The 20,836-nt window shown below is 68.8% G+C and carries 21 protein-coding genes; 12 read left to right on the plus strand and 9 right to left on the minus strand.

Translation table 11 applies throughout. From position 1 onward, the window contains the following. Positions 1-45: 45 nt before the first annotated feature. The gene (locus tag IE250_RS02910) at positions 46-231 is read right to left on the minus strand and encodes an SPOR domain-containing protein (protein ID WP_189667747.1); all 186 of its coding nucleotides are present in this window, start codon (positions 229-231) and stop codon (positions 46-48) included. A gap of 14 nt (positions 232-245) precedes the next feature. Between IE250_RS02910 and ppgK the strand changes: the two genes are divergently transcribed. Then, complete coding sequence (gene ppgK, locus IE250_RS02915; protein WP_189667748.1) at positions 246-992, plus strand: polyphosphate--glucose phosphotransferase; 747 nt, start codon at positions 246-248, stop codon at positions 990-992. A gap of 76 nt (positions 993-1,068) precedes the next feature. Here ppgK and IE250_RS02920 read toward each other — a convergent pair whose 3' ends face one another. Next, positions 1,069-1,437, minus strand: coding sequence for an STAS domain-containing protein (locus tag IE250_RS02920; protein ID WP_189667749.1), 369 nt, complete (start codon positions 1,435-1,437; stop codon positions 1,069-1,071). Positions 1,438-1,705: 268 nt separating this feature from the next. Continuing rightward, entirely contained in the window at positions 1,706-2,062 is a 357-nt protein-coding gene (locus tag IE250_RS02925; RefSeq protein ID WP_189667750.1) for a DUF3467 domain-containing protein, read from the minus strand. Positions 2,063-2,261: 199 nt separating this feature from the next. Between IE250_RS02925 and IE250_RS02930 the strand changes: the two genes are divergently transcribed. Then, complete coding sequence (locus IE250_RS02930; protein ID WP_189667751.1) at positions 2,262-4,394, plus strand: HelD family protein; 2,133 nt, start codon at positions 2,262-2,264, stop codon at positions 4,392-4,394. 290 nt (positions 4,395-4,684) lie between these two features. Here the strand turns inward: IE250_RS02930 and IE250_RS02935 are convergent, their stop codons facing one another. Together IE250_RS02935 and IE250_RS02940 are read right to left on the minus strand one after the other, a co-directional pair. Continuing rightward, on the minus strand, positions 4,685-5,431 hold the full coding sequence (locus IE250_RS02935; RefSeq protein ID WP_189667752.1) for a class I SAM-dependent methyltransferase: 747 nt from the start codon (positions 5,429-5,431) through the stop codon (positions 4,685-4,687). A 51-nt stretch (positions 5,432-5,482) separates the two neighbouring features. Next, positions 5,483-6,145, minus strand: coding sequence for a histidine phosphatase family protein (locus tag IE250_RS02940; RefSeq protein ID WP_189667753.1), 663 nt, complete (start codon positions 6,143-6,145; stop codon positions 5,483-5,485). Between the two features lie 233 nt (positions 6,146-6,378). Between IE250_RS02940 and IE250_RS02945 the strand changes: the two genes are divergently transcribed. The 4 genes from IE250_RS02945 to IE250_RS02960 are packed head-to-tail and all read left to right on the plus strand — an operon-like array spanning position 6,379 to position 9,150. Beyond that, positions 6,379-7,149, plus strand: a complete 771-nt coding sequence (locus tag IE250_RS02945) for a C40 family peptidase (RefSeq protein WP_189667754.1) — start codon at positions 6,379-6,381, stop codon at positions 7,147-7,149. A gap of 16 nt (positions 7,150-7,165) precedes the next feature. Then, entirely contained in the window at positions 7,166-7,735 is a 570-nt protein-coding gene (locus IE250_RS02950; RefSeq protein ID WP_189667755.1) for a TetR/AcrR family transcriptional regulator, read from the plus strand. Beyond that, on the plus strand, positions 7,716-8,666 hold the full coding sequence (locus tag IE250_RS02955; RefSeq protein WP_229872083.1) for an oxidoreductase: 951 nt from the start codon (positions 7,716-7,718) through the stop codon (positions 8,664-8,666). Before IE250_RS02950 ends, IE250_RS02955 begins: the two co-directional genes overlap by 20 nt. 37 nt (positions 8,667-8,703) lie before the next feature. Next, complete coding sequence (locus IE250_RS02960; protein WP_189667756.1) at positions 8,704-9,150, plus strand: roadblock/LC7 domain-containing protein; 447 nt, start codon at positions 8,704-8,706, stop codon at positions 9,148-9,150. Between the two features lie 11 nt (positions 9,151-9,161). Here the strand turns inward: IE250_RS02960 and IE250_RS02965 are convergent, their stop codons facing one another. The 4 genes from IE250_RS02965 to IE250_RS02980 all read right to left on the minus strand — a co-directional run bounded on the left by IE250_RS02965 (position 9,162) and on the right by IE250_RS02980 (position 12,722). Continuing rightward, positions 9,162-9,995, minus strand: coding sequence for an HAD family hydrolase (locus IE250_RS02965; RefSeq protein WP_229872084.1), 834 nt, complete (start codon positions 9,993-9,995; stop codon positions 9,162-9,164). A 206-nt stretch (positions 9,996-10,201) separates the two neighbouring features. Continuing rightward, positions 10,202-10,576, minus strand: coding sequence for a cupin domain-containing protein (locus tag IE250_RS02970; RefSeq protein WP_229872085.1), 375 nt, complete (start codon positions 10,574-10,576; stop codon positions 10,202-10,204). 95 nt (positions 10,577-10,671) lie between these two features. Further along, complete coding sequence (locus tag IE250_RS02975) at positions 10,672-11,247, minus strand: pyridoxamine 5'-phosphate oxidase family protein (RefSeq protein ID WP_189667757.1); 576 nt, start codon at positions 11,245-11,247, stop codon at positions 10,672-10,674. A gap of 113 nt (positions 11,248-11,360) precedes the next feature. Further along, positions 11,361-12,722: an MFS transporter gene (locus IE250_RS02980; RefSeq protein ID WP_189667758.1), complete on the minus strand. Its 1,362-nt coding sequence runs from the start codon at positions 12,720-12,722 to the stop codon at positions 11,361-11,363. A 184-nt stretch (positions 12,723-12,906) separates the two neighbouring features. Between IE250_RS02980 and IE250_RS24330 the strand changes: the two genes are divergently transcribed. The 6 genes from IE250_RS24330 (at position 12,907) to IE250_RS03010 (ending at position 20,809) form a co-directional block, all read left to right on the plus strand. After that, positions 12,907-13,959: a DUF1990 domain-containing protein gene (locus tag IE250_RS24330; protein WP_229872086.1), complete on the plus strand. Its 1,053-nt coding sequence runs from the start codon at positions 12,907-12,909 to the stop codon at positions 13,957-13,959. A 256-nt stretch (positions 13,960-14,215) separates the two neighbouring features. Then, positions 14,216-16,951, plus strand: coding sequence for a beta-L-arabinofuranosidase domain-containing protein (locus IE250_RS02990; protein WP_189667759.1), 2,736 nt, complete (start codon positions 14,216-14,218; stop codon positions 16,949-16,951). A 261-nt stretch (positions 16,952-17,212) separates the two neighbouring features. After that, positions 17,213-17,776 carry a dihydrofolate reductase family protein gene (locus IE250_RS02995; protein WP_189667760.1) on the plus strand — a complete coding sequence of 188 codons (564 nt, stop codon included), beginning with the start codon at positions 17,213-17,215 and terminating at the stop codon, positions 17,774-17,776. A 117-nt stretch (positions 17,777-17,893) separates the two neighbouring features. Beyond that, positions 17,894-18,316 (plus strand): hypothetical protein, encoded by a 423-nt coding sequence (locus IE250_RS03000; RefSeq protein ID WP_189667761.1) that lies wholly within the window; start codon positions 17,894-17,896, stop codon positions 18,314-18,316. A 653-nt stretch (positions 18,317-18,969) separates the two neighbouring features. Beyond that, positions 18,970-19,893 carry a phosphotransferase family protein gene (locus IE250_RS03005; protein ID WP_189667762.1) on the plus strand — a complete coding sequence of 308 codons (924 nt, stop codon included), beginning with the start codon at positions 18,970-18,972 and terminating at the stop codon, positions 19,891-19,893. A 529-nt stretch (positions 19,894-20,422) separates the two neighbouring features. Further along, entirely contained in the window at positions 20,423-20,809 is a 387-nt protein-coding gene (locus IE250_RS03010) for a hypothetical protein (protein WP_189667763.1), read from the plus strand. Positions 20,810-20,836: the final 27 nt, after the last annotated feature.

The raw sequence follows: 20,836 nt of genomic DNA on the forward strand, positions 1-20,836 counted from the left end.
TCAGGCGTACGGGTCGCCCCCGTGACCCGTACGCCTGACGACGTCCTACTTGTTGCGCCAGTCCTCGTCGTCCTTCTCCCAGGACTCAGTGCGCGACTTCGCGCGCACGAGCGCCTGCTCGGCCTCTGCGCGAGTCCTGTACGGGCCCATCAGGTGGGTCCACGACGACCGGTGTCCGACTTCGACCGCGCCGGTCTCGGTGTTGTACCAGTACTGCTCGTCAGTGCTCATGAGACGATCCTGGCATGAGTGACCTGGCGTTCGGCATCGACATCGGAGGTTCGGGGATCAAGGGCGCGCCCGTCGATCTCACGGCGGGCGACTACGCGGAGAAGCGGACCCGTATCCCGACCCCCCAACCATCCACCCCGCAGGCTGTGGCGGACGTGCTCGCCCGGCTCGTCGACAGCTATCAGCTGCCCGACGACGTCCCGATCGGCGTCGCGTTCCCCGCCCCGTTACAGCACGGCGTGGTCCGCTTCATGGCGAACCTCGACCAGTCGTGGACCGGCGTGGACCTGCCCGCTCTCGTCCAGCGCGTGACCGGTCGCCACGTCATCGCGGTGAACGACGCCGACGCGGCCGGCGTGGGCGAGGTCCGGTACGGCGCTGCCCGCGACGCCGAGGGCGTGGTGCTGGTGGCGACGCTCGGCACGGGAATCGGGTCCGCGCTCATGGTCGACGGCGTCCTCGTGCCGAACACCGAGCTGGGGCACCTCGAGATCGACGGCCACGACGCCGAGTCCCGCGCAGCCGACTCGGCGCGTGAGCGCGAGAACCTGTCCTGGGACGAGTGGTCGGAGCGGCTGCAGCGCTACTTCGGTGTGGTCGAGGACCTGCTGTCCCCCGACCTCATCGTCGTGGGTGGTGGTGTGAGCAAGCATCACGAGAAGTACCTGCCGAACCTTCACCTGCGCGCGCCGATCATCCCGGCGAAGCTGCGGAACGCGGCCGGCATAGTCGGCGCCGCGGCGTTGGCGGCCGGGCGCTGATCCCGGCGCCCGGCCTTCGGGCCGGGCCTGGTCGCCCGCTGCGTCGTCCGTGCGCGTGGTCGCAGGCGGGACCCGCTCAGGCCTCCTGCGCGACGGCGGGGTGGGCCTCCTGTGCGAACAGCGCGTCGACCCCGAGCATCTCGATGACCGTCCGGACCACCGGCGGCGGCTCCGGAAGACTGACGGTCAGACCGTCCTGCGTTCCGTAGGTGTACATCTGCATGAGAAACGCGACGCCGGTCGAGTCCATGAACGTCACCTTGGACGTATCGATGACCACGGCCTTGGCTCTCTCCAGAGCATTAGCTATGGCAGCACTCGACTCCCCGCGCAAAGAGACATCGATTTCTCCCCACATACTCACGACACTCGTACGGGACTGTTCTTCGAACATGATCCCGCCCGTGCGCCCCCTGTTGTCGAATTCGGTGTTGCTCACTTGCATCGCCCCTGTTCATTGCTCCCCGACATGGCCGCCGGAACGGGTCGCCCGACCCCTCGGGCAACTCTGGGAGACTGCAACGCCTTCGTCGCGATCACGGGCAGCCTACATCCGTGAAGATCGCAAGTGGAACCTCCGGTCGGGGTTACATTTCGCTGTCAGGATTGGTATAAGATGGTATTTCTCCGGGCAAATCGTCACATCCGGACGGGTCAGATCGGACAATTGGACCCCGAGTTGGACATGCGTTCAAGAGATAGATTCACAAGGTTCAATTCTCCGACGATCGATTCGGGCCATCGGGCCCCTCTGCGGCCCCCGGATTGCGCACGGACGGTGCACTTTCCTTCTCCCATGCGTCGAGCTGCATGGTTAACGCCTTGGCGAGCTCGAACACCTGCTGCGGAGGAATTCGTACGCGGGACACCACACGGCCCGGCACGGTAATGGACGTCACCTCTCCCGACTCCGGATCGGAGACCGGGCTCGGCGGCTGCTTCACGGCGATGAAGTCCAGGATGAACGACGTCGGCGTGTGCCATACGGAGGCGAAGTCGGCCGGGACGCCGGTCTCCATCTCGTCGGGCACGTCGATCTGGAACTCCTGGGGCAGCTCGTCGGACGACACTGGGGCTCCTCGATTGGCCGGGCGTGCACCGACCGTACCGTGGGGCCGGTTGGTGCGACAGTGGAAACGGACTCGGAGGACATATGCTCCCGGGCCGCCGTCGTGCCCACAAAATGATGCCGCCCCGTTCGCCCCGCAGCACTAGACTCGCGCGTCCGTTCCCGCGAACATCCCCACGCAGACTCCTGGAGGGTCCCCCATGCCTGCCGACGAGTCCGAGCTCGCCCAGGAGCGTGAGTTTCTCGCCGAGGCCCGGTCACAGCTCGGCCGCATGCGGGACCGCGTAGCTGCGCTCGACGGTCAGAGCGCCGGCAACTGGGTGAGCGCCGAGATCCTGGAGGCCACGCTCGCCCGCCGGATGGAACAGCTGACCGACGACCCCGACATCCCGCTCTTCTTCGGCCGCATCGACCTCGCCCCCGAGGCAGGCACCGCCGGCCCCGGTGAGACCTTCCACATCGGGCGGCGCCACGTCTCGGACCCGGACGGCGAGCCGATGGTGGTGGACTGGCGTGCCCCGGTGAGCACCCCGTTCTACCGGGCCACCCCCAAGGAGCCGATGGGCATCGCGGCCCGGCGCCGGTACGGGTTCGCCCGCGGCCGGCTGACCGCGTTCGAGGACGAGTCGCTGACCCGGGCCGACCGAGCCCTGGACGGCGATGGCGACGGCGACGGCGCGCGCTCGGAGATCCTCGAGGCTGAGATCGAGCGGCCGCGCACCGGCCCCATGCGCGACATCGTCGCGACGATCCAGCCCGAGCAGGACGTCATAGTCCGGATGCCGCTCGAGCGCACGCTCGTCGTGCAGGGCGCGCCCGGCACGGGGAAGACCGCGGTCGGGCTGCACCGCGCGGCCTACCTCTTGTACGCGCACCGCGACCAGCTCACCCGCCGCGGGGTGCTCGTCGTCGGGCCCAACAAGAGCTTCCTGCGGTACATCCGCGACGTGCTGCCCGCCCTCGGCGAGATCCATGCCAGGCAGGCGACCATCGAGGAGATCGTCGGCGACCACGCCCCGGTCCGCGCCACCGAGCCCGCCGACGTCGCGACCCTCAAGGGCGACGGCCGGATGGCGGCAGTGCTGCGGCGCGCCGTCTGGTCGCACATCGGCACCCCGCAGGACACGCTGGTCCTGCCGCGCGGCTCGTTCCGCTGGCGGGTCCCGGCGTACGAGGCGCGCGAAGCGGTCGAGCAGATCATCGCGCGGGACGTGCGATACGCCCTGGGCGCGGCCCAGCTGCGGCACGCCCTGGCGCACCGCGTGCTCGTCCAGATCGAGGAGACGGGCGACGCGCTCGACGACAGGGCGTGGGACGTCCTGGCCCGGACCAAGCCCGTCCGCGACTACGCGGCAGCGGTATGGCCGGCGGTCGAGCCGCGCAGGCTGCTCTTCCGGCTGTTCTCCGACCGGCAGTTCCTGGCCGAGTGCGCCGAGGGAATCCTGTCCGACGCCGAGCAGCTCCTCCTGGCCTGGCACCGTCCGCCGCGCACGCCGGGCTCCGCCCGCTGGACGACGGCTGACCTGGTGCTGCTCGACGAGATCGCGGACCTGCTGGACCGGACCGAGTCGGTGGCGCACATCGTCGTCGACGAGGCGCAGGACCTGTCCGCGATGATGCTGCGCTCCCTCGGGCGGCGCGCCGCTACCGGTTCGCTCACCGTGCTCGGCGACCTCGCGCAGGCCACGACGCCCTGGGCCTCGAGCGACTGGTCCGACGTCCTGGACCACCTGGCCAAGCCCGACGGGCACGTGGAGCAGCTGACCGCCGGATTCCGCGTGCCCGCCGACGTGATCGAGCTCGCCGCCCGGCTCCTGCCCAGCATCGCGCCGGGCCTGGAGCCGCCGACGGCCGTCCGGCGCGCCCGGGGCAGGCTCCGGATCACCGCCGCGCCGCTCGGCGACGTCCTCCCCGGCGTCACGGGCCTCGAGGGATCGGTCGGCCTGATCGTGCCCGACGCCGCCCTGCCGCACGTCCGCACGACGCTCACCGCCGTCGGGCTCACGTTCGCCGTCGTGGGCGAGCGGGACGACGCTCCGGGCCCTGACGACGCGGCGGACGAGGACGATGCCTCCGAGTTCGACGCCCACCTGGACCTGGTGCCCGCCTCGCTCGCGAAAGGCCTCGAGTTCGACCACGTGGTGCTGCACGACCCGGCAGGGATCGTCGCGGCCGAGCCCAACCACGCCACGGGCCTGCGCCGGCTCTACGTCTGCCTCACCCGGGCGGTCACGTCCCTCGTCGTGCGGCACGACGACGACCTGCCGCCGGAGCTGGGCATCGGGCACCGGGACGAGACCCTGTCCGAGGCAGGTGCGGCGACGACCCGATGACCGCCTGAGCGCCTCCCCGTGCCCTACCCTGACGCCCGGCTGGGCGGGAGATACGTCAGGTATACGGGCTGGCGCTCCACGGCAGCCATCCGGTCGAACGCCTCCACCGCCCGCGGAAGCCCGATCCAGTGCGGCACCACACAGTTGACGTTCACCGAATACTTCGCTGCCGAGTCCACCAACGCGGTCGTGAACCGGATCAGGTCCGCCTTGGCCCGCCGACGCCAAACGACGGAGGATCGGCCTGGGCCACCCGCCCCGGGCCGGTCCTCGGAGTCGGGCGCTCGGCGTCAGGCTCGGCGCGCGAGCAGGCTGAACGAGTTGGGGAGCCGGCCGTCCCACGCAGCGGCCGCGTTCAAGTGCTCCGGGCGCCAGAACGGCTCGGGATGCTCGTCGAGATGCTCGATCTCGAAGCCCGCACGCCGGCAGGCCATGACGATCTCCGAGAGCGTGTGCTGGCGCTCGACGGCGCCGTTGGCCGGGAAGGAGTCGTTGACGTGCGAGGGCGCGAAGTAGCTGCGGTCAGGACGAACTCGGATCTCGTCGGTGTCCCAGCCCCACAGCGGCACCAGCGGATGCGCCTCGTAGACGTAGAACCAGCCGCCCGCCCGGAGCAGACGGTGCACCTCCGCGAAGAACGCCGGCAGGTCAGGGAGCCAGATGAGCGCACCCTTCCCCGTGTAGACCAGATCGGCGCACGCACTCTCGAGCCCGCTGTCCGGCATCACCGCCCGCGTGTACCGGCAGGGCATACCGAGCTCGTCGGCCCTGCGCTGCGCGCTCGACAGGGCCGCCTCGCTGTAGTCCAGTCCGTGCACCGAACGCGCGCCCAGGCGCGCCAGCGCGATGTCGTCCAGGCCGTGGCCGCTCATCGGATGCACCACGTCGGCGCCGACAACGAGGTCGCCCAGGGCCTCTACCTCTTCCGGCAGGAGCGCGACGGTCCGTGCCTCTTCGAGATGTTCGGCGTACTCGTCCTCGTACTTGCGCGATGCGATGGCCCACGCGGCCCGTGTCTCGTCCCCTGTGACGTCCATCCCGCAACCCTGCCATCGGGGCCGCGGTCGACCCAGGTCTTTTCCAGCGCCTCAGTCCTCGACCGGCTCCCCGGTCGGGTCGTCGGCAGCAGGTGCGGCCAGCTCGGTCCCGCCGATGGGGTCGGAAGTCCACGCGACCAGCTGCCAGCCGCTGACCGGATCGCCCTCGATCTCCACCAGACCGGTGTTGGCCAGCGTGGTCCGCTCGACGTGGTCGACGTCGACGCCCGCCACGCGCGCCGACACCCACGTACGGATCGCCGCGCCATGAGAGACCACGACGACGCTGTCCCAGCCTCGCGCGGCGATCTGCTCAACGGCCCGGTCGTAGCGCCCGAGGAACGCGTGGCCGTCCGAACCACCGGGCATAGCGCGGTCGACGTCGCCACGCGCCCAGGCGAAGACGGTGCTGAGGTAGAGCTGGTGCGCCTCGTGGGCGCCGGCCATCTCGAGCTCACCGGCCTCGATCTCATGCAGCCCGTCCACCGTCATCGGTTCGATGCCGCGCTCTCGCGCCAGCGGCGCCCCCGTGAGCGACGTCCGCACCAGTCGCGAGACGGCTATCGCATCGACCCGGCGATCGCGGAGTCCGTGCGGAACCGCGGCAGCCTGACGTTCACCGAGCCGCGTCAGCCCGGGACCAGGGTTCGCCGTGTCGAGCAGCCCATGCACGTTCGAGGGTGTCTGTCCGTGGCGCAGCAGCAGAAGTCGCATGAACGGCATTCTCTCCGACCGGTCGCCGTCGCTGGGAACGCGTGTCGTGCGGTGGTGTTCAGCACCGTGTCCGCTCCGTTACTCTGGGGCTCGCTATGAGTCCGACATATCGCCTTCGCTCCCCGCTCGCCGGTCCTCGGCGCGGGTTCGAGTGCGCCCTGACGGTCAGGCTTCCAGCGCTCGCAGACCGCGGCACCAAAACCTGCCCTTCGATCTGAAAGGCCCCAGACTTCATGGATCCCCAGTCCAGCCCGACCGTGTCCCAGCCGGGACGTGGCCGTCACCGGGCAGCGCAACGCCCCGTCCTGACCGGCATCGCCCGAGCCGCCACCGGGCAGGCCGGCGCGGTCGCTGGGCGCGGCGCCGTGATCGCGGCAGCCGGTTCCGGCGTGCTGCTGTCCCTGATCGCCGCACCCGCCCAGGCAGCCACGGTCACACAGGTCGGCACGGCCCTGACCGGCGAGCCCGTTCAGGGAGCGCTCAACACGGCCGACCTCAACGCCCTGACCGCCCAGGCCCGCGAGACGGTCGCCGGGTCGGGCGTCGTCGCCGTCGCTCCTCACGCGGAGCTGAAGGTCGAGAGCTCGGCGGTCTCCGTCGTCTCCGCCGCCGAGAACGAGGCATACCAGGCGGAGCGTGCCGCCGAGGCCGAGGCGGAGGCTGCTGCGCAACGACGGGCGTCGGTGGTCTCCATCGCGATGCGCTACCTCGGCGTCCCGTACGTGTGGGGCGGCACGACCCCCGCCGGGTTCGACTGCTCCGGGTTCACGTCCTACGTCTACGCCCAGGTCGGGATCGACCTTCCGCGCACGTCGTCCGAGCAGCGATATGCCGGGACCGTGGTGTCCTGGTCCGACGCACTGCCGGGCGACCTGATCTGGTCGCCCGGGCACATCGCGATCTACGCCGGTGACGGTATGCAGATCGAGGCCCCGGTACCGGGCAAGTCCGTCCGGTACACCAGCATCTGGCAGTCCGGCCCGACGTTCATCCGCCTGGGCTGAACCGTAAACTCACTGCATGACCACCGAGGTGAAGGCGGGCCCTCGAGAGCGGCTGCTGGAGGCGGCTGCCACACTCAGCTACCAGCAGGGTGTCGGCGTCGGCATCGAGGCGCTGTGCAAGGCGGCAGGGGTGTCGAAGCGCTCCATGTACCAGCTCTTCGACAGCAAGGACGAGCTGCTGGCGGCAAGCCTGGAGCGGGGCGCCGCGGCCTACGCCGCATGGCTCCTGCCACCGGCGGACGATGGCCGTTCCCACCGCGAACGGATCCTGTACGTCTTCGATCGGATGCAGTCACAGGTGGGCCCGCCCGAGTTCCGGGGCTGCCGATACCTGGCCGTCCAGATCGAGCTCAAGGATCAGCATCACCCCGCGAGCCGGGTGGCCCGCCTGGTCAAGGAGGACCTGACGGATTTTTTCCGCGCCGAGGCAGCTCAGGGCGGGGCGAGCGACCCTGATCTGCTTGCCCGCCAGCTCATCCTGGTCTTCGACGGCGCGAGCGCCCGGGCGGGGATCGGGGCAGACGACCTGACGGGACTCATTGCGCCCACCGTAAGCCCCCTGCTCGATGCGGCAGGCGTGCACTGAAGGACCGCCGCCTCGCGGCTGCGGCCGGCCAGGGGCGGCCAGGCTTGCGTCTGGAAACCGATCGGTTTACGGTTTGCCGAAGCCGTTCGGTTTCTCTATGGGTGCGGGGGTTCAGATGACCACAGCTCGGCCGGTGGCACTGGTGACGGGTGCGTCATCCGGCATCGGGAAGGAGGCCGCGCTCGCACTGGTCCGAGCGGGTTTCGACGTGGTCGGCACGAGCCGCGACGCCTCGCACGTCAACCCGCTGAGCGGTGTGACCTTCGTTGATCTCGATGTGGCCGGTGATGCGTCGGTCACCACAGCGGTCCAGCAGGTGGTCGATCGGTTCGGGCAGATCGACGTCCTGGTCAACAACGCCGGAGTCGGCTTCACGGGTGCGGCCGAGGAAAACTCGGTCGCGCAGGCGCAGGACGTCTTCGACGTCAACGTCTTCGGCATCATCCGTATGACGCAGGCGGTTCTGCCGCACATGCGGTCCCGGGGTGGCGGCCGCATCGTCAACCTCTCGTCGATCTTCGGGCTGATCCCGGCGCCGTTCCTGGCCGCCCATGCCGCGTCCAAGCACGCGGTCGAGGGATACTCCGAGTCCGTGGACCACGATGTCCGGGAACACGGCGTGCGCGTCCTTCTTGTCGAGCCTGGCGCGACCAGCACCGGTTTCGAGACGAGATGCAAACGGACCGAAATGCCCCTGCAGGCCTATGACAAGCAGCGACGCATCGCTGAACAGGTGATGGCGGCGTCGGTGCGAGACGGCGACGCTCCCTCCACCGTTGCGACGGCTATCGTGGCGGCAGCGACGGACCCCAAACCGAAGCTGCGATACACGGCCGGCCCCTTGGCCGGACGGCTCAGCACGCTGCGTCGCGTCGTGCCGTCGCAGATGTTCCACACCCAGATCCGCAAGTACAACCGGCTGGCCGGCTGAGCCCGACCGCAGGCAAGCAGTACCAGAGGAGCAAAGAGTGACCCTCAGTACCGAAGCAACGAATTTCGGGTGGCTGCTCGACAACTTCGTGCGCACCGTCCCGGGCAGCCGGCACACGCTCGTGGTGTCGGCAGACGGCCTGCTCATGGCGATGTCCGACCAGCTGGACCGCACCAGCGGCGACCAGATGGCGGCGATCGTCTCGGGTATGTCGAGCCTGACGCGTGGAGCTGCCCGGCAGCTCAACGGCGGCAACGTCCGTCAGACGATCATCGAGATGGACAACGGCTTCCTCTTCCTGATGAGCGTCTCCAACGGGTCAGTGCTCGGCGTGGTCGCGGAGGCCACGTGCGACATCGGCCTCGTGGGCTACGAGATGGCCCTGTTGGTGTCCCGCACCGAGGCCACGCTCACACCGCAGCTGATCTCGGAGATGCGCGGCAGCCTCCCGGTCGACGGGCGTGGGCGAGCCGCCGGCTTCTGAGACAGGCGGCGTCACCGGACGCGCGCGACCGAACGCAGGACATCGACCGCGCCGTGTTCGGTGATGCTGCCGCACACCTCACCGGCCGCTGCCCGGACCTCTGCCGGAGCGTGCCCCATCGCCACCGCGCGGGCCGCCCACTCGAACATCGGCAGGTCGTTGTGCCCGTCGCCGACGGCGATCGTACGCTCCCGGGCGACTCGCATACGGCGCCGAAGGGCCTCCAGGGCAGTCGCCTTCGAGACGTTCGGCGCCGTCACGTCGAGCCAGTCGCCGGGCACCTTCGTCGACCCCCCTGTGGCCGTCACATCGAACCGGCGCAGCTCGCGCGCCAGCCGGGCAGCGTCGGGCGCGTGCACGACGGCGCGCGTCGTGGGCACCTCCCACAGGGCGCGTTCGTGCTGCACGACGTGCTGCGGGCCGTTGAGCAACCCGTCGGGAAACCTGGCGTTGACCCGATAGCCCTTGCCGAGCACCTCGGTCGCCAGCAGCACGTGCGGGATCGCATCGCCTGCCCGCTGCAGCGCGGGACCGGCGTCGAACCTCACCGTGTCCTCGACGATCAGACGAAGCCCGTTGATCCACGCCGTCACCGCGCCGTTGGAGCAGATCACGCGGCCTCGGCTCAGCCCGAGCCGCTTGATGATCGGTACTGCCCCGACCAGGGACCGTCCAGTCGCGAGCACGACGTGGTGCCCCTTCGCGAGAACGTCCCGCACCGCGGCCACGGTGACGTCGGGGATGTACCCGGCCTCGGCGAGGGTGCCGTCGATATCGAGAGCCACCAACCGCACCGATGTGGCGAGGGCTGTCGTATGCGGCGCGGTCATGGTCTTCTCGGTCACGGTTTTCTCCGGTTGGCGAGGACAGGAATGCCCGACGCCGGGTGTGATCGACGTCGGACATAACCAATCTCGCCCCGGGGGGTGGGGACGTCGTAACCGCATTCGCGGGCCATCTGGGGACGCTTTCAAATGTCCGATGGCGTCGACGTACCGCTTTGGGCGCGTTTGAGGCTTTGGTCCCACGGCGCCTCGCGGGGCCTCAAGCCTCAGCCGGCTGCTTCCATGTTCTTCGTGACCACGTCGATGGTCTGCTGCAACTCATCGGTGGGGCTGAACTCGACGACCTCCGTGCCGTCGTAGAGGAACGGGGTGTGACCCGGGGGGACGTAGTAGGCATCGCCGGTCTCGAACGTCTCCTCGCCGGAGGAGGTCTTGAACGTCACCTTGCCCTTGAGAACGTACCCCCAGTGGGCTGCCTGGCACTGGTCGTCCGGTAGGCCCTTGAAGAACGCTGAGAGGTCGGCGTCGGCGGTGTACTTCTCGAAGGCCACCGTATAGCCGCCGTCGAAGCGTTCCAGGTGACCCTCGTAGCCCTCCATGTCAACGGTTTCTGATGCGCTTGTCTTCGATGCCTTGGGCATGATGCCTTTCCTTTCGCCACTTCCACCATCCGCCCGAAGCCATCATTCCGCCACGCAGACCGCCGGGGAGCGACGACAGGCACCTGTGTCCGCCGTCAGGAGACCGGCTCTGGCTCATCAGGCCGGTCGACGTCGAACGCCGGTAGACCGTCGATGCTCGTCAGGTTCTTGCGACGCCGGAACTCCTGCTGCCCAGCCTCGCCCTTGCGCTCGAAGTACGGCCCGATCAGGTCTCTCTCGCCCTCGTACGACATGAGTGGCACGCCCCAGCCGCAGCTGTCGGAGACGCGTTCGACGTCGACCACGATGACCGCGCGGGCACCGGGCAGGTCGGCGAACCGGCTCGCGAGAGCGGGGTACTCGTCGTCGTACCGGGTCACGACGCGGCCGGTGCCGTGGAGCCGGACGATGTTCGGCGGGCCGTCGAAGGCGCAGAACATCAGGGTGATCCGGCCGTTCTCGCGGAGGTGCGCCACCGTCTCGCTCCCGCTCCCGGTGCCGTCGAGCCACGCGAACGTGTGATCGTCGAGCACGGCGAAGGTACCGGGAACACCACGCGGCGAGACATTGACGTGCCCGTCCGCGGCGAGCGGCGCCGTCGCCACGAAGAACACCTGCTGCCGCTCCACGAACTTGCGTAGCCGGCCGTCGATCCGCTCGTGCAGCTTCATGCACGCATGCTGCCATGGAGGCGACTGCACGAAGGAACTGATCATCGCCGCCGAGGCTTCAGGCTCACCGCCCGAACCTGAAGCCTCGGCATCCTGCCAGATCTGGTGCAAACTCACGACGTGGAACGCGCGACCGCCCGGGCGGCGGGGACCGCGGCGATGACGATCCCGCCGGCCAGGGCGACGGCGGCAAAGACGTAGAAGTTGACCTCGTAGCCGGTTCCCAGTGCGGCAACGTACCCGCCGATGAGAGGCCCGGCGATCGCGCCGAGGCGTCCGACTCCGAGGGACCAGCCGAGCGCAGTGGCCGACGACGTCTGCGGGTAGTGGGTGGCGACGAAGCCGTTGATGAGGATCTGAGTACCCACGCTGCCGAGACCTGCGAACGCGACGATCAGGAGCAGGAGGGCGTAGGGCAGCTCGACGCTCAGGAGCAGGGTCGAGGTGAGGGCGATGGCAAAGCACGCCGTGACAACCTTCTTCACGCCGATGCGGTCTGCCACGTGCGAGGCGGTGATCGCCCCCACGATCGCGCCCGCGTTCAGCGAGAGCAGGAAGACCAGAGATGAGCCGAGCTCGTAGCCTGCTTGACGCATGATCGCCGGGAGCCATGTGTTCATGCCGTAGACGAGGAGAAGGCCGCAGAAGCTGGCGAGCCCGAACAGGATCGTTGCGACGAGCATTGGGCCGCTGAAGAGGACCTTCAGTGCGCTGAACCGCCCGGACTCCACAGCCGCGCCGGCGTCCGTCGGGGTGACGACGTCCTCGTAGACGACGCCGTAGCGGGCTGCTGTTGCCCGTGCCTCGTCCTGGCGCCCCTTCGACGCGAGGAACGCGATCGACTCCGGCATGAGGAGGTGGACGACCGGCAGCAGGACGACGAGAGGCAGCGCGCCAAACGCGTACAGCCAGCGGAAGTCCACGGTCGGCAGAGCGAGGAGGGCGAGGACCGCGGCGAGGACGCCACCGACCGAGTACCCGCTGTACATGACCGCGTTGGTGATCTGCCGTCTCGGCTTGGGCGCGAACTCGACGGTCATCGCCACACAGGTGGGCACGACGCCGCCCAGGCCGATCCCGGTGACGAACCGGAAGACGCCGAACAGCTCGGGGGTGGGGGCAAGGGCGGTCGCCAGCATGAAGATGGAGAACCAGGCGATCGACAGCATCATGATGGTGCGGCGGCCCAGGATGTCGGTGAGTGCGCCGACGAACAAGGTCCCGATCAGCATGCCGACGAGGGCCAGGCTGCCGATGACGCCGACCTGGGCCGCGTCGATCGACCACGCCTCGTCGGCGAGCAGAGACGGGACGGTCGAGCCGAAGATGACGAGGTCGTAGCCGTCGAAGACGATCGCGAGGAAACACAGGCCGGTGACCGCGAGACCTGATCTGCTGCGTCCTGGGATGGTCGGCTGGCTGCTAGGGGATCGCCCTGCGGTCGTGCCGCCGGGTACGGGAGTGGCTGTGGTCATCAGAGGCCTCCTTGCCTGCTGGTCCGCTTAGGTCGTGCTCGCGTACCGCCCATCCAGCCGGACGGGCACCACGCGGTCGTGCAGCTCGGGTACACCTGGTCGTCGTTGACGGTCCCTGGGGACTGGTCGGGTGGCCCGGGTCGCAAATGTAACGGACTCCCGTCACTCAACGCAATACTGTTACATGAACATTCTCGGAGCCGTCGATCCTGCGGCCACCGCGCGGTGCGGCAGGATGTGCGGCGTGGGCAGAGCGGCGAAGGACAACGGCAGCGCGCGCTGGTTCGTCGTGAGCGACGACGCGGCTCGGGCGACCGTTGAGGCGGCGATCAGGGGCGCCCTGGCGGCTCAGCGCAGCCGCTTGGCCAGCGTCTACGTCGACATGGTCTCCGACCATGACTGGCCGGCGGGCGCTCGTGCGACTGTCCGACTGGCCGAACGTCGCTCGGCGGCGAACCGCCACGGCGGCGTATCCCTCACCCTCGACCCGCGCGTTGACGAGGACTTCGACATCGTGCTCGCGCTCGCGCCGTTCAGCATCGGCTGCACGGGAACCAGTTCCCAAGGTGAACTCATCTGGGATGCGAACGACACCGGCACTAGCGCAGCCTTCGCACTCACGCCTGCCGAGGAGCGCGCCGTGAGGTCTGCCATCAGCAGGGCCGGTGGCGCGGCAGATGACCTGATGAGGCTTTCGGAGCACCACCTCGGCCGACGGGCCCTCAACTACAGCGTCGTGGGAGGCACGGCACCTGCTGCTGAGCCGTGGCTACCACCCGACGGATGGCGCGCGTACGAGCACACCGTTCGGCTGGGCTCCGGAACCGACGTCTGGAATGCAGCTTCGTCGGCGGTCCTCTCGTGGGGCATCAAGTCCCGGAGCGGGTTCACCGTCGACCCGCTACTCGAGGCCGGACGCATCGCACGTCGAGGGGAGCGCTATTGGCTCGTCGCACGCATCGGTCCCCTCCACGTGCGGGAGCCTGTCGAGGTCGTCGCGACTATCGCAACCGACCGCCAGGCCGCACTTGCTTACGGCACCCTGGAAGGCCACCCGGTCTCAGGAGAGGAAACGTTCATCGTCCGCCGAGACGAAAACGGGAATGTGAACCTCACGCTGCGCTCCCTCACGCGCGCCGGCCGGGGCCCCTGGCGCGGGCTCTTTCCATTGATCTTGATCGCCCAGCGCGTCTATCGCCGCCGGTACCTACGCGCACTCCGGCGCGGCGGCCAATGAGCACACGCGACGGCTGATTCCGAGGGCTGAGGCAGTTCGTTCCGGGCCGGCCCGTAGTCGCCACAGCGGGCTTGATCCCACCTGACGACGACGGTATGGCCCAAATGTCGTGTGAGCGCTAACATCCGCTATTGGAGCTCGACGCAGCGCTCCAGCGTCCGTCTCGGGACGCCAGCGGCGTATGAGGATCCGGTCCTGCCGCTCATCTGGAGGTTCGATGAAGAACTGTCAGCACTCCGCCCCACCCTTGTCCGCCATGGCGTCCCTGGACGTGCGCCGGCGCACCGTGCTCCGCGGGGCCGCCGTCGCCGGGGCCGCAGCCGCCGTCGGCCCGGCTCTCCTGTCGGCCCCTACGGCGTCCGCAGTCATCCCACCTGCGCGCGGCGAGGTTGGTGCCGCGGCGTCGGAGTTCACGCTGGGCCAGGTCCGGCTCACGGCCAGCCGCTGGATGGACAACCAGAACCGCACGCTGTCCTACCTGCGCTTCGTGGACGTCGACCGGCTGCTGTACAACTTCCGCGCCAACCACGGGCTGTCGACCGGCGGCGCCGCGGCACTGGGCGGGTGGGAGGCGCCGGACTTCCCCTTCCGCACGCACAGCCAGGGCCACTTCCTGTCGGCGTGGGCGCAGGCGTGGGCAGTGCTCGGGGACACGGTGTGCCGCGACAAGGCCGCCTACATGGTTGCCGAGCTGGCCAAGTGTCAGGCGAACAACGCCGCCCGCGACTTCGCCGCGGGCTACCTGTCAGGCTTCCCCGAGTCGGACATCGGCGTCGCGGAGACGGGCACCGGCAACGGCAACGTCCCGTACTACTCGCTGCACAAGACGCTCGCGGGCCTGCTCGACGTGTGGCGGTACATGGAGAACACACAGGCACGCGACGTGCTCCTGCGGATGGCCGCGTGGGTCGACACCCGCACGGCCCGGCTGACGACCGCGCAGATGCAGACCACGCTGAGGATCGAGTTCGGCGGCATGAACGCGGTGCTTGCGGACCTGCACTTCATGACCAACGACGCCCGCTGGCTGACCGTTGCCCAGCGGTTCGACCACGCCGCCGTGTTCGACCCGCTCGCAAACAACTCCGACCAGCTCGCGGGGCTGCACGCCAACACCCAGGTGCCCAAGTGGATCGGCGCCGCGCGCGAGTACAAGGCGACGGGCACCGCGCGGTACCGGGACATCGCCCGCAACGCCTGGGCGATCACGGTCGGCGCGCACACGTACGCCATCGGGGGCAACAGCCAGGACGAGCACTTCCGGGCACCGAACGCGATCTCCACGTTCCTGAGCAACGACGCCTGCGAGCAGTGCAACACGTACAACATGCTCAAGCTCACGCGCGAGCTGTGGTTGCTCGATGCGGAAAACGCCGGGTACTTCGACTACTACGAGCGCGCCCTGCTCAACCACCTCATCGGGGCGCAGAACGCCGCCGACGCACACGGTCACGTCACGTACTTCACCCCGCTGCAGCCCGGCGGCCGGCGCGGCGTCGGCCCGAAGTGGGGTGGCGGTACGTGGAGCACCGACTACGCCTCCTTCTGGTGCTGCCAGGGCACCGGCCTCGAGACCAACACGAAGCTCATGGACTCGATCTACTTCCGCTCGGGCACCACGCTCACGGTGAACCTGTTCATGCCATCGGTCCTGACGTGGACCGAGCGGGGTATCACGGTCACCCAGACGACGTCGTACCCGGTCAGCGACACCACCACGCTCACCGTGACCGGCTCGGTCAGCGGCTCGTGGGCCCTGCGTGTGCGCATCCCGGCGTGGGCGACCGGGGCGACGGTCGCCGTGAACGGCGTGGCGCAGTCCATCGCGACCACACCCGGCACGTACGCGACGCTGACTCGGTCCTGGACCTCGGGTGACACCGTCACGGTCCGGCTGCCCATGGCGGTGCGGGTCGAGTCGTCGAACGACAACCCGAACGTCGCCGCGATCTTCTACGGACCGGTCGTCCTGGCCGGCAACTACGGCAGCAGCAGCCTGTCGGGTCCTCCGGCCCTCACGGCCTCCTCGGTGACCCGCACCAGCAGCAGCTCGCTCGCGTTCACCGCGACCGCGAACGGCACAGACGTCAACCTCGGGCCGTTCTACGACGCGCACGGCTTCAACTACACGGTGTACTGGTCGGTCAACGGTTCGGGCGCTGCTGGCTCCCCGTTCCGGCTGTTCAACGTCGCGAGCGGCATGGTGCTCGGCATCCAGAACGCGTCGACCGCGGACGGCGCCCTTGCGCTGCAGTGGGACGACAACGGCACGACGGACCACGACTGGGTGCCCGTCGTCTCGGGCACGTCGGTCAAGCTGCGCTGCGTGAACAGCGGCAAGGTGCTCGGCGTGGAGAACATGTCCACGGCTGACGGCGCGCGCGTCCTGCAGTGGGGCGACACGGGTACCGCCGACCACCTCTGGACGATCCTCGACAACGGCGACGGCACGCACCGGGTGCGCAACAACCACACGACCAAACTGCTCGGCACCGCGAGCGGCTCGACGGCCCGGGGCGCCCAGGTCGTGATGGACCCGGACAACGGCTCGGCGGACAACCGGTGGCGGTTCGTCCCGACGGGCGCCCGGCGGATCCAGAATGTCAACAGTGGCCAGGTGCTCGGAGTGACCGGCATGTCCACCGCCGACGGCGCGCTCGTGATCCAGTGGGGCGACACGGGTACCGCCGACCACCTGTGGACCGCCGTCGTCGGCACCAACGGGTACTTCCGGCTGCGCAACCAGCACACGGGCAAGGTCCTCGCGGTGGAGTCCGGCGGCACGGCCAACGGCACCCGCGCCGTGCAGACGACCGACACCGGGGCCACGAGCCAGCAGTGGCGGCTCCGGTACACATCCGGTGAGACGTTCCGAATCCAGGCTGCAGGCGGGCGCGTTCTTGGCGTCCTGAACATGTCGACCGCTCAGGGCGCGCAGGTGCTCGTCTGGGACGACAACGGCACGAACGACCATCTCTGGCGCTTCGTGTGAGCCTGCCCGTGAGGCCCTCGACCCCACGGTCGGGGGCCTCACGGCCGCCCAGCAACGCGACGAAGCTCACTGATCCATGCCCCGGGCGATCTCCGGGTTGCGGACCAAGCAGCCAGGAAGCGGGCTCAGCGGGCCGGCTGATCAGGTCAGAGGCTCGAAAGCGGACGAGCCGGTCTGTACGCCGGGTTCTCCCGCACCGATGAGTTTCCCGCGCCGTGCCGGTCTCTGCACTCGAGACCGACTGACGGAAGGCATGGAGCCATGCGGAAACTGCTCTACGGCATGAACCTGACCCTGGATGGCTACATCGCCGCGCCCGGCGACGACATCGGCTGGGGCGGGTCGAGCGACGAGCTGTTCCAGTGGTGGCTCGACCAGGAGCGGGCGATCGGGCTGTTCTTGTACGGGCGCAAGCTGTGGGAGATCATGAGTTCCCACTGGCCGACCGGCGACCAGCAGCCGGGCGCCACCCCGGCGCAGATCGAGTTCGCGCGGAACTGGCGGGACACGCCGAAGGTGGTGTTCTCGTCGACGACCGACAAGGTCGACTGGAACACTCGCCTGGTCGCCGGCGACGCGGTCGCGGAGATCACCCGACTCAAGGCCGAGGACGGTGGGCCGATGAGGGTCGGTGGCGCGACGCTCGCCGGGGCGGCCATGCGGGCCGGGCTGATCGACGAGTACGCGATCGTCACCCATCCGGTCCTGGTGGGCGGCGGCACACCGTTTTTCACCGCGCTGGACAGCTGGGTGAACCTGAACCTGGTGGAGACGCGGACGTTTCCCGGCGGTGTGGTCCTGAACAGGTACGAGACCAGGCGCTGAGCGCGATTTTTCCGCGAGGGGCCCCTGATGGCCTACCGGCCCCGTCCGCTAACCTCCCGCTATGACAGACGGAACGGGCCCTGAAAGCGAGCCAATGACGGGCACCGGATGGGTCCGATGACCTTCCGCTTCCCCTCCGAGAGCCCGGCTGAGACTGCGGCCTACCACAGGCGCCTACGGGCCCAGGGCACGTTCATCCTCTCGATCGCTTTCGTCCTGTTCTTCGCGATCACAGGCATGCCGTGGTGGTGGGTCGGGATCGTTACCGCGCTCTCCGGCGCCTCAGGCATCCCGACGTTCACGGTCCTGATCACTGAGCGACGCTGGGCACGCGACCTGGCCCGCGTGGGAGCCCGACTCCGCCCCCGCCTGATCGCACTTGGGTTCGCCTACGGAGCCGCGATCCTGCTGCAGGGAATCGTCGGCGTGACACTCGGCACCTGGCCTGCGACAGCCCTTGCACCTGTGGCCTTCGCCGTCGAATTCCTCATCGCACGGGAACGCCTCGGCACGCTGGCAACAGACGCGGACAAGCGGTAGGGCAAGAGCCTCCGGCGGGCACCCGGGAATCAAGAGGACCGAGGGAACTGCGGTGCCCCTGCCCCTCCGTCAACCATTGGCTTCACCGGGACCCTGACACCGAACCCGCCGGCAGTGCAACAGGTCCCGCCGACACCCAGCACCACCGCACCTGACCATGACGGGCGAGACCTGTTGCACTGCCGGCAGAACCGACGTCCGAGACGTGCCCAGCGCAAACGGAGGACCGGGGACCCAGAGCTGGGAGTATGGCTGGGTCACAGACCCGCACTGGCGACCTGGGGACACGAGAGCTACACGGGAGCATGGGAAACGGCGGCAGACACTGCACAACGTCGTAAGACGAAATGCAGGTCAGCCGCCTTTTTTGTTCCGACCGAGGTCGTGCGGACGAGCCGGTCTGTACGCCGGGTTTCCCTGGCAGGTTTCACGGCCTGTCGGGGTACCCGGCGGAGACTGCCGAGAGCGTTGGAATTCTGCGGCTCGCGAGCGTTGGGGACCTTGAGGTCCGACGGCGCTTCGTGGGGCTCTTGCGGACTATCTGCGGACTCGGCGCGGACTGGGCGGGGTTAGGGCGAACCCCTGAGACGTCCTGCGGTAGGCACCGGGTAATTCCGGTGCCTCGATGAACTACGAGCCCTAGATTGCGTTGCGTGAACCTCTCGCATCTCGGGACGCCGATCGGGCCGATGATCCGCGTCCACGGCGGGTTCGCCAACCGGATGTACCGGCTCGACACCGACCAGGGGTCGTTCGCGGTGAAGGAGCTCAACCTCGTGGACCGCCGCTGGACCTACCACGCCGAGGACGTGTTCAGGTTCGAGCGGGCGGCCTTCGCCGCCGGCATTCCGATGCCAGAGCCGATCTCGGCCAGCCACGACACGCTCGTACACCGGTGGGTCGAGGGAGAGAAGGTGCCCGAAGCGCCGGCGTCGGCGGCGTACGCGTTCGAGATCGGTGAGATCCTCGCGCGCATCCACGCGCTCGACGTCGAGTGGACCGACGTGTCGGTCAAGGACCCGACGTCACGGGACTGGCCCGAGCTCGCCGAGCGGGCGGCGGCGACCGGACAGCCGTGGGCCGACGAGCTCGCCTCCCACGTCGAGACGTTCCTCGCGATTGCCCACTTCGTCGACACGTGCGAACGGCCAGGCCCCGTCGTGCTGACCCACAAGGACATCCAACCGTGGAACCTGCTCGCTCGAGCCGGTCGGCCGGTCCTGCTCGACTGGGAGCTCTCGGGGATGCTCGACCTGTCCGGTGAGCTCGGCTCGACCGCGCTGAGCCTCGCGAAAGGACCTGGCTTCGACAACATCGAGTCCACCATCTTCCGCTCGGTCCTCGACGGGTACGTCGCAGGGGGCGGGACGCTGCCGCCGTCCGGCCCAAGCTGGTTCGTCTTCATGATCGGCGGCTGGCTCGGGCACACGAGGTTTAACATCCTTCGCTGCCTCGCCGGTGCCGAGGCGAACACCGGTCCCGACCTCACGCAGTCGCACGAGTCCGCGCGGAACGGCATTCGCGGCCTCCCCGACATGTTCGGCCGACTTCCAGAACTCGAGGCGCTGCTCGTGTGACGGTGCCTCGTTTTCCGTGCTGGGTGCGCGGCGTAACGCGCGCGCTCCCGATCCCTCTCGGGGCGACGCCGCAGCATGAATGCCCTGGTCAGGGCATTAAAAGCGGACGAGCCGGTCTGTACGCCGGGTTCTCCCGGAGGGTGTACCGGTATGTCTCGCGGTTGGTGTCCGACGAGTTGGTTGGGCACCGCGAGATCGTTGGAGTCTCGGGAATTCTTTGGGGTCGCAGCGCGGTGGTGAGGTTGGCGTCATACGGGCTCTGACGGCGTTCATGTGTACCCAATGTGTACCGCTCGCCCGCAGTCGTCGCCGCCAACGTCGCCAGTAGGCTCTGCATGGTCCTCGCTCAAGGCGCGCTGGCTCCGGATGACCGCGCCCGATTGGAGAGGGTGGCAGCCCGTTCAAGCCGGGCCGAGTCCGGGGGCGCCCCGTCATCGCACGGGGCGCCCCAAGCCTTGGGTAGGCCCGGCAATTACCCGTCAACGACGGGTGACGATCAACGCACCAATGAGGCGGCTACGGTGCGCCCATGAGTTACGACATCCTCGCGTTCGACCCGGCAGCGGTCGCCGACGCCGACTTCCCTGCGTGGTGGGAGGTGCAGTCGCAGTGGTCCGAGGACCACTCGTACGACGACCCAGATGTGACGACGGTGAATCTGCGGTCCTTCTACAACGAGCTGATCCAGACCTACCCGCCGATGAATGGTCCGGGCGCGCCGGCGTACGAGACCTGGCACAACGACATCGAGCTCGTAAGCCAGATGTCGGACTACAGCATCGGCACCTCGCTGGTCTACGGGGCGTTCTCCTGGAGCCAGGCACGGACGGCGCGAGCCACCTTCACCGCGCTGGCTGCCAAGCACGGAGTGGCTGTCGCCATGGTCAGCGACGACGGATCGATCCTGCGGCCGTGATGGAAGCCCGCCCGCAGATTGTGTGCC

Origin of the sequence: Promicromonospora soli (assembly GCF_014653785.1) — a bacterium.
In the GTDB taxonomy this organism is placed as follows: domain Bacteria; phylum Actinomycetota; class Actinomycetes; order Actinomycetales; family Cellulomonadaceae; genus Promicromonospora; species Promicromonospora soli.